This window comes from Nocardia vulneris (genome assembly GCF_001613425.1).
In the GTDB taxonomy this organism is placed as follows: Bacteria; Actinomycetota; Actinomycetes; order Mycobacteriales; family Mycobacteriaceae; genus Nocardia; species Nocardia vulneris.
Genome location: NZ_BDCI01000003.1, coordinates 141,564 through 153,916, shown reverse-complemented (window position 1 = coordinate 153,916; position 12,353 = coordinate 141,564). Strand labels below are relative to the sequence as shown.

Sequence of the window (12,353 nt, the reverse complement as noted above, 5' to 3'; positions counted from 1 at the left end):
CCCTCCCAACGAGCCGATCCGGTCAGTGTCTACGCGCCCGCCGGGATGGCCGCCGCGACCTTCTCGGCCAGGGTCCGGGCGAGCTGGCACGCATCGGTACTTCCAGTGTCGCGATTCGATGGCGGATTGCTGAGGTTGAAATCGAGACTGCCGCGCTTCATCTCGACATTCACGGTGCACGCTTCTTTGATATATGGGCCATCGAACTGCCGCGTCGATATCGCTTCTCGTCCGCTCACAGTGAATTCAGTGGCCTCCGGAAATTTCTTCTCTCGCGTCATTTCCACAGTTATATTTGTTGTCCTGATGCTAACAAAGTATCCGTCAGTGCGTCCGTAACGGCAACCGCGCCATTTGATGCCCCCTGAAGCATTCGAGTTTGCTTCACCCTGTTGGCGCAGCTTCTCGGAATCCAGCACGCTTTGCGGGATGTCTTTGCATGGATCGAATCCAGACGGAACATCCGGGGCGAGAGACGTTCCACCCGTCGACGGCCCCGTCGTCTTCTCCGCCCCATCCTCCGAAGGCCCACATCCCCCCACCACAACCACCGCACCCAGCACGAGGACCCCCACCCTCCAAGACTTCGACCTGCGCGTCATCAGATCCTTCGCCCGCCGGTGCCGATTCGGATCGCGCGGGGTCGGACCGGCTTCTCCGCCCCCTGTCAGCTCTCCCTGACGCTACCCACTGCGTCTCCCTGCGTGCAAGCGTCCCAGCGCAGGTCGGCAGCCTTTTGGCACCCGCTTCCGGGGCGTTGAGCAGCAGGAGTCCGGATTGCCGCGGTCGTGCGGCTCCGGTACTCCTGCTCGGCCCGGGGCAACTTTCAGGTCGCATACTCCGCCACGCTCGATTGCACGATCGATTTGATGAGTGTCCGGCTGCGCCTTTCGTCGAGCGCGGCCCGCCGCAGGCCGTCGTAGGTCTGCTGGTATCGCCGCACATCGTCGGCTTCGAGGTACTGCGCGTCGAGGTGCCCTTGCAGGTAGACGACCGGCGGTTCGGTGAGATGCGCTGTTGGGTGGTTGGGGAATTCGAGGATCACGAAGGGGCCGACGGCCAGTCCGCCGTAGACGGTGTCGAGCGGAATCACCCGGATCGACACGTTGCGTAGGTGTCCGACCCGGGCGAGGTGCCGCAGCTGAGCCGACATCACGGTCCGGCCGCCGATCGGGCGCCGCAGACTGCACTCGTCCACGATCACCTCGACGCGCAACGGGTCGGCGGGGTTGGTCAGCCGGAACTTCCGGCGGCCGAGCAGTTCGATCTGCCGTTCGACCGCTTCTTCGGCCAACCCGGGCGAGCCGGCCCAGAGCAGCGCGCGATGGTAGTCCGCGGTTCGCAGCAGTCCGGGGATCAATGTCGCGTGGTAGGAAATCGTCCGCGTCGCTGCCTCTTCCAGGCCGAGGAACGTGGCGAAATGCTTCGGGACGTCGTCGCCGTAGGCATGCCACCATTCGCTGCGCCGGGTTTCTCCGGTGAGCTCCAGCAGCATCCCGGTGAGGTCATCGTCGGCTCCGTACACGTGGCACAGTCGCTCGACGAACAATGGATTCAACCGCACCGGCTGCCCGGTCTCCATCCGCCAGAGCGTTTGTTTTGCGACACCGATCGACTTTCGGGCGTATTCGGCGGTGACGCCTGCCTTTTCGCGGAGCTCGCGCAATTGACGTGCCAGAATGCGGCGGGACAGGGTGGATCCGATGGGGGTCACGACAGTTCCCTTCGTAAGGCTCACTATTGGCCAGGTGTGCAACTGGAACCTCTAGGACGGGAATCCTGGAACCCTGTGAATTTTCTCCGCGCCTCGCTGTCGAGACGTTCCCGCCGATCAATCCCCGGTGCTCTACTGAACGCGCGCCCCGGTCCGTGTCATCGAAGTCCTGAAACCTTATCGGCGACAACGGGTCCAGGTCCACACCGACCGGGCGCACCAAGCGACCGATCGGGGGAGTTGACGTTGACCGTGTACGACCCGGCGCGAGCCGGCCTCCGTTGTGCCTGCGTAGCGGCGAGGACACTGCGATGAGCGAGGTGAGAAACGCGGCCGTGGCGACCGACGGCTCGGGCGCGCAACTGGGGAGCCAACTGGGGAATTGCCCGCTGCCCACGAGAAGTGAAGTGCTGCAAGCTTGTCGGGATTCCGCGAGCAGCGGTCATCCATTGTTGCGCGCCGCCGGCGAGTTGACCGCGCTGCATCGGCGTAGATTGATCTTGGCACGCCGAATCACCGGGGAGATCGATGAATACCGTGCTCAGCAGGTCCGCACTATCGACCGGTGGGTCGCGCCGCGGCTACCGATCGCGCACGGCGGCGCCTTCCTGCACACCGAGACGTTCGGCGCGGTACTCGACCGGCTGGCCCGGCTCACCGCCTGCGCCGAAGCCGCGCTGGCCGCCGAATCCGACTGGGACATCTGGTTCGCGTGGGAGCGGCTGGCCGAGTTGGCGGTCGGCTACGAAGATCTCGTGGCCGAACTCGCGACCGGGCGGCGTCGCCTGCCGAGCGGATCCTGATCATGAATTGTATTCGCACGGTAACGATTCGGGTTGGCAGTGTCGGGTATTCGTGAACCGATAGAGCGGCGTCTTCCGGTCGGTTAACCTGCCGGAGATCGTTCGATAAGCCGAGGGAGTTGCCGGTGATCGTGGGCGGCAGACGGCAATGGTCGACCGTGGCGGTGATAGGCATGGTTGTCACCGCGCTGTGCAGCTGCGGCACCATCACCACGGGAGACGCCGTACAAACCAGCGTGGAAGTCAGCGCTCCGAAAGCCGCGAAGGCCTCGTCGGGTATTCCCGGCTCGGCCGAATTAGCCGCTATCGCACCAGGTACCGGCGATCTCATGGCGCGAATACGAGCCACCGACGCGTGCACGCTGTTGAATCGCGATATCGCCCAACGCCTCGGCACATTCCAGAATTTCGACCGCGCCCCCGGCTGGGAGCGCAGCGGCAGTTGGACCGGCTGCGGCATGTCGATCACCGCGGCCGACGATCCGGACGCGATCTACTACTTCAACGTAGACCTCGACAAGCTCTACACCGCCGACAAACAGGCGCTGGACAAGCCCGAGTTGATCAACGGCCGCACCGTCTACCGCAGCGCGGTCAGCGACGACAGCAGGCCCGACGCGTACCGCTGTGACTACCGCATCCCGGCCGACGACACGGGTTTCGCGCACACGGTCACCGTCGCCAAGGTCACCGGCTCGAAAAAGACGCCCGTCCCCTGGTCGCAACCCTGCCAGTTCACCAAGGGCTATCTCGCCGCCACCCTCGATGGTCTCCTCGCTCTGCCACCCCACCCCATCCCCGAACCGACCGGAAGGTCACTGGCGCAACGTGATCCGTGCGCCGCCGAACCCCAGATCAGCGCGCAGTTCCTCGGCTGGAAAATGACCTCGGTCGGCTGGAGCAAGGCCTACAAGTGCGCGATCACCATCGTCCAGCCGGGTGGTTCGCACCGCGTGACCGTCGAGGTCTCGTTCGAACAAAACAACGAGCAAATGGTGAAAACCGGCGAGGTCCTGCGGCTTCCGTCCGGCGTCGACGGCGGCCAATCCATCCAGTACGGCCGCCACCTCACCCTCGACGGTCTCACCGGCACCGAACTGCGCACCGTCCAATCCACCGACCCCACCCGCCAAAACACCAGCTGCGCAATCACCCTCAACTACCGTCGCGCCGACCCACCCACCGCCAACAATGCCCACCTCATCCACGTATCGATGAACATCGCCCCCGCCAGCCCACCCTTCCCGTTCGACGCCTGCGCCCAAACCGCCCAAGTAGTCCCCGCGGTCCTCCGCTCGGTGCCCTAGGTGACGCGGGCGTAAGGGTCAGGACTGGACGATCATGCGCTCCGGCACCGATCCGCTCAACCAAGCCGAGGCGATCTTCCGCGCCACTGCGCGAGAGAGCATGTTCTCGACACCACTCTCCAGCGAAATCGTCTCCGCTGTCTTGTTCAGCAACACCGTCTGCTCCGTGCCGCCCGCATCGACATAGGCGTAACGAACAAACTGGTTGTCTTCGTTGACCTTCCGGATCTCCGCATACAAAGCCATCATTCCCCCAAGTGATTTCGACTGCGAGCCCGCAACCGCCCGCCTTCAGTGTGCCACGTCGAATTCCGCCAGCCATTCATTGGTCACCAGGTCCAGGTGGACCATCACCGCCAGGTTGGTCAGCCGCAACGTGTTTTCCACACCACCCCAACGGATTTCCGGAAATTCGCCGTCTATCCGGGCGGTGGGCTCACCGATAGCCGCAATCAGCGTGGAACTCATCCGGGCGAACGCGTCATCGATACCCGCCCAGCCCTCCGCGTCGTCGGGGAAGAGCGTGGTCACCGCAACCTCGATGCGCTCTGCGTCCCCAGCCCGGCCGATCACGTCACAGGTACCGGAACCCAGTCCGGCATCGAACCGAACCCAGTCCGGCGATCTGATCATCGGCTCCTGCCATCTGAACACGTCCAGCAGTATGACGAGGTAGTCCATCCGCCACGGCCATTGCAACGAATACAGCTTGTTCGCCAGATCGACGATGTCGTCATCACCCATCACGCGCTGCTCGTAGGGGCCAGTATCGGTACTCGCATCCGCGTCGGCCACGCTCGGTTCACCGTAAGCTACGCCGAGAAGCGGCAATTCGACTTTGCGATTGCCGGCACGCTCGTTCCACGTCCGGTAGATCAGCTTTCCCGGCTCCGGTATCCCGAACCCATCGCGCAGCCCGGTCGTGATCCTGGCCGCGAGACGTTCGTAGTCGCTCGACCCGGCCGGCCAAGGCAGTTCGAACCACCAGTTGTCACAATGATCGGCATCCGGCTGCCGCCAACCGGCCTCGCCGATAAGACGTCCCCTCGTACCAGCACGAAACTCGGGTTCCAACCAACTATCACCCACCAACTCCGCCCAAATCATGTCATCGAGCTGGCGGAACTGAGCGGACCGGCACCGTTCCTGGTGCGCCTCGTCCTCACTGATGATGACAACGACGCCGACCGGCAGCGTGGCCAAGTGCTCAACGAGACCCTCGGTGAACTCCGCCCACCCGGTCATATCAACCCCTGCTCCTGAAGTGCCACGGTCTCATCGTGGACGCCATGTATTCGTCGGCCTGGACGCCGGCGGTCGTACCGTGTGCGAAGTCGGCGTCGAATCGACTCCGTGCCGGGTGCTTTCCAGCGACTATTAGCCTCATGCCGTGCGGTCGGGTCGGGTTCGATCACGATCGGGGGAACGGCAAGCACTATCGTTATGCTGACGAAAGCCCGACTCCAGAAGCCGTTCGCTCGCTTCCAGGTCATGGATGAAAAGATAGATCAGGTTACGCTGCATCTCACTGACCTTGCCGGGCCGTCGTCGCGGAGGCTGCTGGCGGACGATTTGCTGACGTTGCCGCATCCCTTGACGGCATCCTGGGAGCACCCATTATTCGCGTTCCTGGTCCTTATTCGAAATCTTCTGGAATACGCCAAAATTCATCGGGGAGCTACTGCTACTCGACCTCGAGCTCAATGCCTCGGTGTGCAGGCGGGACAGCTGGGGAGTGGTGGACGAACTTCGTGCGCGAGGCATCGAACTGTAGATCGCTGAACTCAGAGTGTTCGAGGGCGCCGTCGACCTCGATCGGAAACTTGCGAACCTGATTGTAGCGCAACGCTATTGAGACGATGGGTCGTGTTCGACGGTCACTTCGGGGCGATAAGGGCGTACAGCATGAAGAAGACGAATACGGCGCATAGAGCCCAGATGAAGTAGGCCCAGAGCATGCCGCGGGACTTCTGCGGGACGGGGCCGATGCTGCCGATGAACCTGTTGATCATCGGGGTGCGGTAGAAGACGGGAGTGCTGCAACCCTCTACGACTGGGATGACGGCTTCAGCGGCTCCCGCCGTCGGTGTGCCGCTGTCGCGGAATCCGCCGAAGGGCCACCATTTCGGGAAAGAGCCGGTCGCGATCTGAAGGTGATGTTGGCCCGGAGTGACCGGTATATGGATTGTCCCCCAACCATTCTCCGGCACCGGATGCCCGTTCAGATGAATCACCGGACGCGTCAGCGCCTGGACCAGAAACCTCGGCTTGCATGAGGTGTGCACAATGATGCCGGTGGATCCCGGTTCCGGTACGAACGACGCCGGGTCGGGCATCGGCGACGGCACGTAGCCGGGCGGGTGCGGTGGACGTCCATGCTAGGGTTGTCCACCCTGGCTCGGCGGACATCCTCCGGGGCCGTTGGCCCATTGCTGTTGTCCCCCAAAAGGATTGCTCACTATTCGATCTCCCTTCTCGAATTAGATACTGGTGGCTAGGCGCGCAACGCGCGACCGCTTCTCGTGCGTTTCTCAGGTCTTCGACCATCTGCCCCTGGTGCGTAACAGTTTTCGCAAACTGCGTGTGAAGCACCCGCGAGTGGTGTCGGCTCGGCTGTCTATCGCTGCAATTACCCGGCTGACTGAATGAGTCGAGAGTTCGGGGTCGACGCCGGAACTCGGTGACTCCCCGGGTTTCGCCCTCCTACAAGTCTCGGGTGTTGCGGTAAGGTGATGACCGACCACGATCTGGAGGGGAGCGCATTTCATGAGCGACAGCGTGAAGGTGGACGTCGATGCTGCGGTCGATTTTTTTCGACGGGCCGTGGAGTTCGATTGGACATGGGGGATGGATGACGTGCAGCGGCTCAGCGCTCGCATGGAGTGGGTGCCGGCGGAGTTAGGAACCGCGAGCACGATCGTCATGTTGACAAAAGCTCGATTGGAGAAGCCGTTCGCTCGCTTCCAGGTCATGGACGGGCGGATAGACCAGGTTGCGTTGCACCTCACTGATGTGGTGCCGCCGTCATCGCGAAAATTTCTCGAGGGTGGATTCGACGAAACCGTCGAGTCTCTCGACGGATTACTGGGGGACCCTATTCTTCGCGTCACTGGAACCGATTCGAAGATATTCTGGAATACGCCAAAATTCATCGGAGAGCTACTGCTGCTGGACATCGGCCTCATTGCGTCTGTGCACCGGCGGGACAGCTGGGGAGTTGTCGACGAACTTCGTGCACGGGGTGTCGAAATTTAGATCGTTGAATGTCCGGGCGCAGGTCAATACCCACCTCGGACGGTGCCCACTACCGACTGGAGGGGTGTCAGGTCGAGGTTGCCTGGCCCGTCTACCCACCCGCGGGCCGTCAGATCCCAGGTTGTGCGGACTTGTAGTGCCTCCCGAAAGGCGACCGTCGCGGAGTGGGCGAGTGCGATGTACTCGCCGATCTGACTATACCGCGGTATCGAGCGCGTCCAGTTTCCGAACTGCCCTGCATGCCTGACTGGGACGTGCCAGCCGGCATCGGCGAGGATTTGTTCTGATTCGGCAGTAATCTTCTCGTCCAGAAAAGCATTGCTCACCACTTCGGCTAATATTTCGGTGTCGAACATGGCGAATTGTATGTATTTGTTTCCGGCCGACTCGATGATGAGCTTCGCTTCGCTGGGGAGGTTCGAAAGAATATCCGTCATAACCTCCGTAAACGTACCCCACATCTCCGACGAATACTCTGCCATTGTTCTTCGTGCGTCGATTTCGTCGACTACTGGATGGCTCGGCGGGATCAATGACATAACAACGCTGTGGTCGAGTGCGGCGACCTCGACGATGAACTTTGGTGTTCGCCACCAGGACATCCTTATCGGGCCACCCTCATCTGCAATCTGCCTGCCGAGGAGCTCGGCTATTCTCTCGCCGGCTTCGGTGAAAACTTTGATCAGGGACGTCGGTTCTGGCTCCTCCACAATCCCAGTGATCGAGAAAACCACTCGTCTGATTTCGTTGCCGACGAGTTCAAAAGAAGCGTCGTGGTCGACTGTGCGAGGCCCGGTAGTCGCCCAGACCCTTGCAGAATCTGCGCTGGATTCCGGCGTCCAGCCCGCAAGTTCGCTGAACCGATCGACGTCGGTAGTCTGCCAGGTCCAGTCGAACTGGGAAGCCGCTCTGATAACGCCGATGATGGCTTTGTGATCGACGTGATAGTCCTCAGTCATCGCATCCACCTCTGTACTCGGTTCGAACATGGACCCAGCTGGCCACGGGAAGAGTCAGCGTTCACGTTCCAACCCTCGGTCCCGCTCTTCTCTTTCGCGTGCTCGTACCCGTTCGGCGGCCTCCTGTGCCCGGAGTTCGGGCAAGCTGAGTGCATTACCCGGGGTCGCGTTGCTCGCCTCCGTGACCCTGACGAGGTCCAAGGTTGCCGGGTCAAGCCCTTGCCACATTCCGATGGCGATGCGAGTATCGCGGCGTATTTGCGAATCGAAAGGTACACGAAGAGGCTCCAAACCGGGGCCCCGGCTGACCTCTATGCATATCACGGGTGGTGCGGAAGGTCCGCCTATCTGCGGTACTTGGCCAGGCGACTCCCCAACCAGCCTCGCATTCGCACTTCCGCCGTAGTATTGGGCGACGGCTGCGACCCTTTCGACATCGCCTGCGGCCAGGTTCCGCAATGTCTCTCGGTACAGCTCGGCTCGTTCCCGCAATTGTTCCGCCGCTTCTCGCCGCCGCGCTAGTTCCTCCTCACGTTCCCTCCGGCGATCCTCAGTCCGGTGTGTCGACTGAGGTGCATGTTCATCGACTCGAATGGGTTGTCGTTCTATCTGCTCGATCTGGCGTTCTAGTGCTTCGACGAATCTGGTCTCAGCCTGACGAAGGAACACTCGTGCCTGGTCACGTAGTCGTTCTCGGGCTTGCGCGAGTGCTCGATCCGGTTCCAGGATCCGGGTTCGAACGTCGATGTTGAACTCGGTCACGGTGACTCGGTCGAGTTCGACGTGAACGAGTTGGTAGTTGACATGGCCGGAGGCGATCGCATGCTCCACCACACGCGCCAGCTCTGGATCAGTACGCTCTAGCTCTTGCCGGGCTTGCAATAGAGCCTGATCGTTTTTCAACATCCAATCAAGGTATTCACGCGTTCCCTGTTCGACGCGTAGCTCATCGACCATCCTGGAACCGAGGGGCGAGCCGAATCCCTTGGCTTCCAGAACAAGCAGATACGGATCTTGTTCCGGCCCTGCGGGAATCAGAACGACGAGATCGAGGGTATTCGCCTTGCCTGGCCCACTCTCGGCGAGGCCAGTCAAGATCAGTGCATGCTCCGGGAGGATATCGCGGGCACCATTCATTCCCGCTTGTTCCGCGCGGTCTACAACTGCCCAGATCGCGCGGGAGGTTTCGAGTGCTAGTCGATTGAGCGTATCGATTCGTGCGGCCTGCTCGTTATCGCCCATCGTAAGAGCGAGCAACCGCAGTCTCTCGACAGTTGCATCTCGGTTCTGTCTGTTGAGGTCTTTCGCTGTGACTCCGAGTTCGGCGGCGAGTGCATCACGCGCTTCGAGCAGTCTGTCGCGCAGGTCTCTTGCGCGCTCGCGCTCTACCGCCATTTCTCGGTGCCTGTCGAGCGCAATTGCGGATAATTCGTGTGACCTGGACTCGCCCAGCACGGCGCGCAGATCGACTTCAGTGCGTCGATATGGGTCGCTGGTGAACTGACCACGGAGGTCACGAACCTGACCGTTCGCGTCGCGCCATGTGCCCGGTGCGTCCCGCGGCCAATGTTCCCGTCCGTCCTGGTCGACCCACGGCCCGAGACGAGGCTGTTCCGATTGGCTCTGCGGTTGGGTGAAGTCGGAGCTCCCTGCTGTGTGAGAATCCTCCCGGCCGGGGATGGGATGCTCTGCTGGGCGCTCATTCCGGGTGTGTGGGTCGGCGTGCCGAAAAGCCTCCTCGCCTCGCCTGAGTGACTCAGGATCAGTCGCCTGGGCAATCGGGTATTCCAGCGGACGATCATTCCGGATGTGTGGGTTGGCGTGCCGGAATGCTTCCTCGCCCCGTCTCAAGGACCCAGGATCCGAGACGGTGGGAGTTTCACGCGGTGCAGGCCGGTCGTCCGGTGTCGGGTGGGCGATCCGATGTTCTTCGGCGAAGCGGCTCGCCGCGTTCGGGTCGTCAGCCCGTTCGACGTGAGGTGTGTCCGGTCGGTTGTGTGCAGTGGGGTCGATGTATGGCGGGTACTGGCGGCCGCCGGTGTCTATAGATCGACCTGAGCGATCCCGCCTGCTTCCAGGGTCGTCCGGAGGCGCGTCGGAGGCGAGGCTCGGGGCTATCGGTTGATCAGTGTTGTGCGCTGAATCTAGAAGGTGAACGTCCCTCGTTGGGGCCACGTACCGTCCGGATTCCGGTTCGCGTGTGCCCAGGCTGTCGTCTGTGCGCACGCGGGATGGATCGCTGGGGTGTTCGTTCGTGAACGGAGTGTCTGCTTGTCGATGATCAGTTGGTGATGGGTGGGTGGTTCTGTCGTAGATGATGCTTGGACCAGGTACTCCAGTTCGGTCTGGTCTTCCCGAGTTCGTTCGAAGGTCACTTCCCACTGGGGTGGATAGACTTGCCCGCCCATCGGCGGTCGACCGGTCCGCTTCGCCTCGATGTAGTTGTCCATCACCATCCTGACCGACCAGCTCGGGTACTCGATTACTACTCCGGTCTCGGAATCGATCACTAGTTTCGTCAGCCCGAGTCCTTGTCCCGCCGCTATCTCCTCGTCGGTCAGGATCGGAAGCGCCACCCAGCCGTTCTCGAACTGGAACAGCTGGTGTTCCCGATCTGGGCCGAAGATCTGTGCCAGGTATTGCTCCACTTGGTCGCTGGTTGGAAACAGCTCCGGCATTGTGCGCTCCTCGGTCGGGTGGGATCGGGGTAAACCAAACTCCGGACGAATCGTCGACCATCCATGCTGGCGGGTGGTCGGAGATAGCGCCGGATTGCGGGCACCACCACAGCGGTCCGGCTGCGCCTGGCGGGTAAACAATGACTGTGGCATGAGACCCGGCAGTGACCGGGTCTCCGTTTTGGTCGTATCGGAGTTCCCCATTCCGATCACGAGCAGCCCATTCGTTGACGACGAGAGCTGCTGAACCTGGACCGAGATGTGCGATCCAGTTGTGTACCGAGTCGAACTGTTCGGAGACTGTCAGCCCTCGGTTGTTGTATCCAGTGAGGCCGCTGCCCAGCCAGTTCGCGGCACGCTCCAAGCCGCCGTGTTCGCCGCTACGAACGTCCACGGCGCCATTGGGAAGCCGATCCAACCAGCGTGGCAATGCGACCTGTGGGCGACCGAAAAATGAGGACAACGCCGCCAGTGCGTTATCGAGGCAATTGTTGCTGCGGCCCGGGCGGGTTGGCCCACCATCGTTGATCAGCTGACCGTATGGATGTGTTCGAGGGTCTGCCCCTCGTATGAAGCGGTCACCGTCGCGTAGCGCGTCTTCGACCGCTGCCTGGTAGGCATCATTTTCCAGGTCTCGTAGTCGATGATGGTCGATCACTCGGGTGCCGGGGAGGTCGGTGAAGCTGCTCGGGGTATGGGCCGCGGCGATGTCGTTGCTGATCTGGCGCAGGTCTGTCGCGGTGAGTCCGGGGTGGGTGCCGGGCTCGTTCGAGAGCAGGCCCAACTGCTGACGGATGTTGTTGGCCAAGGTTTCTGGGCGGGCGTGGACCGACCAGTTGCTGAGGTCGCCGGGGGCCTGCGTGACGTTCGCTTGGAGGTGGGCGGTCGAAGGGTCGGTGGTGAAGACGAGGTCGATGAGTAGGCGGTCGCCGTTGAGCAGGCGCGGTGCGGTGTTGAAGGCTTGGTCGGTCGCGCGTTGCGCCGACTCCATCAGGTTCTGGATCTCCAACGGCGAGGCGTAGGGGCCGGGGGTGAGATGCACCCGGACGCTGATCACGCTGATGCCGCGGTCGGCGTAGCGCCGCACATCGAATGACGGCGCGGTGGGGGAGAAGGGATGGCGTGCGGGATTTACCTCGGTGACTCGGTCGGAGTCGGGCCGTTGGTTGCGGAAGAACTCGCGGGCTGCGCGGACCTGATCCTGGTGAGTCCGGGCAGGATTCGGTGGGCGGTGAGCCTGTGCCGGCGGCTGGTTCGGTGCGGTTTCGCGACCAGGTCGGCGGGACGGTGGCAGGGACTCCGGGGCTCGGGCGATGAAGTTGTCGATGACGGGGCTGGGATTGCGGTGAGGTTGGTCGGGATGGGTTCCGGGCTCGGAATCACGCTGTGCCCGAGTTTCACTCGGCTGTTGGGTAGTGGTCGGTGCGCCCTCGCGGGGCCACCAGTCGGGCAGCCGCGCCTGTCGTTGGTGGAAGTCGGGGTCGAGATGGCTATAGCCGGGCGGCAATGCCGAGACACTGGGTTCGGTGTGGTACGGCACGCTTCGATTCGACGTCGAATGTGGTTGCGTGAGAGCGGTACTCGGCGCACTCTGGGTGGCGTCAACCGGCGCCGTCGAATGCGCTGGGCGCGGAGCG

11 protein-coding genes and 1 pseudogene are annotated in these 12,353 nt (G+C 62.3%); 3 read left to right on the top strand and 9 right to left on the bottom strand.

Annotated elements, in window-relative coordinates:
* Nucleotides 1-29 precede the first annotated feature (29 nt).
* Both NVU01S_RS05170 and NVU01S_RS05165 read right to left on the bottom strand, forming a co-directional pair.
* Entirely contained in the window at nucleotides 30-602 is a 573-nt protein-coding gene (locus NVU01S_RS05170) for a DUF3558 domain-containing protein (RefSeq protein WP_043677433.1), read from the bottom strand.
* Nucleotides 603-826: 224 nt separating this feature from the next.
* Nucleotides 827-1,714: a helix-turn-helix domain-containing protein gene (locus NVU01S_RS05165; RefSeq protein ID WP_043677431.1), complete on the bottom strand. Its 888-nt coding sequence runs from the start codon at nucleotides 1,712-1,714 to the stop codon at nucleotides 827-829.
* Nucleotides 1,715-2,025: 311 nt separating this feature from the next.
* Here NVU01S_RS05165 and NVU01S_RS05160 point away from each other — a divergent pair, with 311 nt between their 5' ends.
* Both NVU01S_RS05160 and NVU01S_RS05155 read left to right on the top strand, forming a co-directional pair.
* Nucleotides 2,026-2,517 (top strand): DUF4254 domain-containing protein, encoded by a 492-nt coding sequence (locus NVU01S_RS05160; protein ID WP_082032275.1) that lies wholly within the window; start codon nucleotides 2,026-2,028, stop codon nucleotides 2,515-2,517.
* Nucleotides 2,518-2,690: 173 nt separating this feature from the next.
* A complete protein-coding gene (locus NVU01S_RS05155; protein ID WP_156522219.1) occupies nucleotides 2,691-3,824 on the top strand; it encodes a hypothetical protein in 1,134 nt (377 codons plus the stop codon).
* A gap of 18 nt (nucleotides 3,825-3,842) precedes the next feature.
* On the opposite strand, the gene NVU01S_RS05150 is transcribed toward NVU01S_RS05155, so the two are convergent.
* The 3 genes from NVU01S_RS05150 to NVU01S_RS43180 form a co-directional block, all read right to left on the bottom strand.
* On the bottom strand, nucleotides 3,843-4,073 hold the full coding sequence (locus NVU01S_RS05150; RefSeq protein WP_043677426.1) for a hypothetical protein: 231 nt from the start codon (nucleotides 4,071-4,073) through the stop codon (nucleotides 3,843-3,845).
* Nucleotides 4,074-4,115: 42 nt separating this feature from the next.
* Nucleotides 4,116-5,069, bottom strand: a complete 954-nt coding sequence (locus NVU01S_RS44455) for a DUF6301 family protein (RefSeq protein ID WP_052281064.1) — start codon at nucleotides 5,067-5,069, stop codon at nucleotides 4,116-4,118.
* A gap of 632 nt (nucleotides 5,070-5,701) precedes the next feature.
* Entirely contained in the window at nucleotides 5,702-6,160 is a 459-nt protein-coding gene (locus NVU01S_RS43180; protein WP_156161799.1) for a hypothetical protein, read from the bottom strand.
* Nucleotides 6,161-6,590: 430 nt separating this feature from the next.
* On the opposite strand from NVU01S_RS43180, the gene NVU01S_RS05140 reads away from it, so the two are divergent.
* A complete protein-coding gene (locus tag NVU01S_RS05140; protein ID WP_043677423.1) occupies nucleotides 6,591-7,079 on the top strand; it encodes a DUF6301 family protein in 489 nt (162 codons plus the stop codon).
* 23 nt (nucleotides 7,080-7,102) lie between these two features.
* On the opposite strand, the gene NVU01S_RS05135 is transcribed toward NVU01S_RS05140, so the two are convergent.
* From NVU01S_RS05135 to NVU01S_RS45405, 4 genes and pseudogenes are all read right to left on the bottom strand, one after another.
* The gene (locus NVU01S_RS05135; RefSeq protein ID WP_156161798.1) at nucleotides 7,103-8,038 is read right to left on the bottom strand and encodes a DUF6301 family protein; all 936 of its coding nucleotides are present in this window, start codon (nucleotides 8,036-8,038) and stop codon (nucleotides 7,103-7,105) included.
* A 54-nt stretch (nucleotides 8,039-8,092) separates the two neighbouring features.
* On the bottom strand, nucleotides 8,093-9,433 hold the full coding sequence (locus NVU01S_RS44110; RefSeq protein WP_167829426.1) for a hypothetical protein: 1,341 nt from the start codon (nucleotides 9,431-9,433) through the stop codon (nucleotides 8,093-8,095).
* Nucleotides 9,434-10,182: 749 nt separating this feature from the next.
* A complete protein-coding gene (locus NVU01S_RS44105) occupies nucleotides 10,183-10,716 on the bottom strand; it encodes an SUKH-4 family immunity protein (RefSeq protein ID WP_043677419.1) in 534 nt (177 codons plus the stop codon).
* A 148-nt stretch (nucleotides 10,717-10,864) separates the two neighbouring features.
* Nucleotides 10,865-11,707: pseudogene (locus tag NVU01S_RS45405) on the bottom strand (toxin glutamine deamidase domain-containing protein); the annotation flags it as partial.
* Between the last annotated feature and the right edge of the window lie 646 nt (nucleotides 11,708-12,353).

Excerpts from the sequence above, each read along its gene's own strand:
- NVU01S_RS05170 (WP_043677433.1), bottom strand. The coding sequence starts at position 602 with ATGACGCGCAGGTCGAAGTCTTGGAGGGTGGGGGTCCTCGTGCTGGGT.
- NVU01S_RS05160 (WP_082032275.1), top strand. The coding sequence starts at position 2,026 with ATGAGCGAGGTGAGAAACGCGGCCGTGGCGACCGACGGCTCGGGCGCG.
- NVU01S_RS05155 (WP_156522219.1), top strand. The coding sequence starts at position 2,691 with ATGGTTGTCACCGCGCTGTGCAGCTGCGGCACCATCACCACGGGAGAC.
- NVU01S_RS05150 (WP_043677426.1), bottom strand. The coding sequence starts at position 4,073 with ATGATGGCTTTGTATGCGGAGATCCGGAAGGTCAACGAAGACAACCAG.
- NVU01S_RS44455 (WP_052281064.1), bottom strand. The coding sequence starts at position 5,069 with ATGACCGGGTGGGCGGAGTTCACCGAGGGTCTCGTTGAGCACTTGGCC.
- NVU01S_RS43180 (WP_156161799.1), bottom strand. The coding sequence starts at position 6,160 with ATGCCCGACCCGGCGTCGTTCGTACCGGAACCGGGATCCACCGGCATC.
- NVU01S_RS05140 (WP_043677423.1), top strand. The coding sequence starts at position 6,591 with ATGAGCGACAGCGTGAAGGTGGACGTCGATGCTGCGGTCGATTTTTTT.
- NVU01S_RS05135 (WP_156161798.1), bottom strand. The coding sequence starts at position 8,038 with ATGACTGAGGACTATCACGTCGATCACAAAGCCATCATCGGCGTTATC.
- NVU01S_RS44110 (WP_167829426.1), bottom strand. The coding sequence starts at position 9,433 with ATGGCGGTAGAGCGCGAGCGCGCAAGAGACCTGCGCGACAGACTGCTC.
- NVU01S_RS44105 (WP_043677419.1), bottom strand. The coding sequence starts at position 10,716 with ATGCCGGAGCTGTTTCCAACCAGCGACCAAGTGGAGCAATACCTGGCA.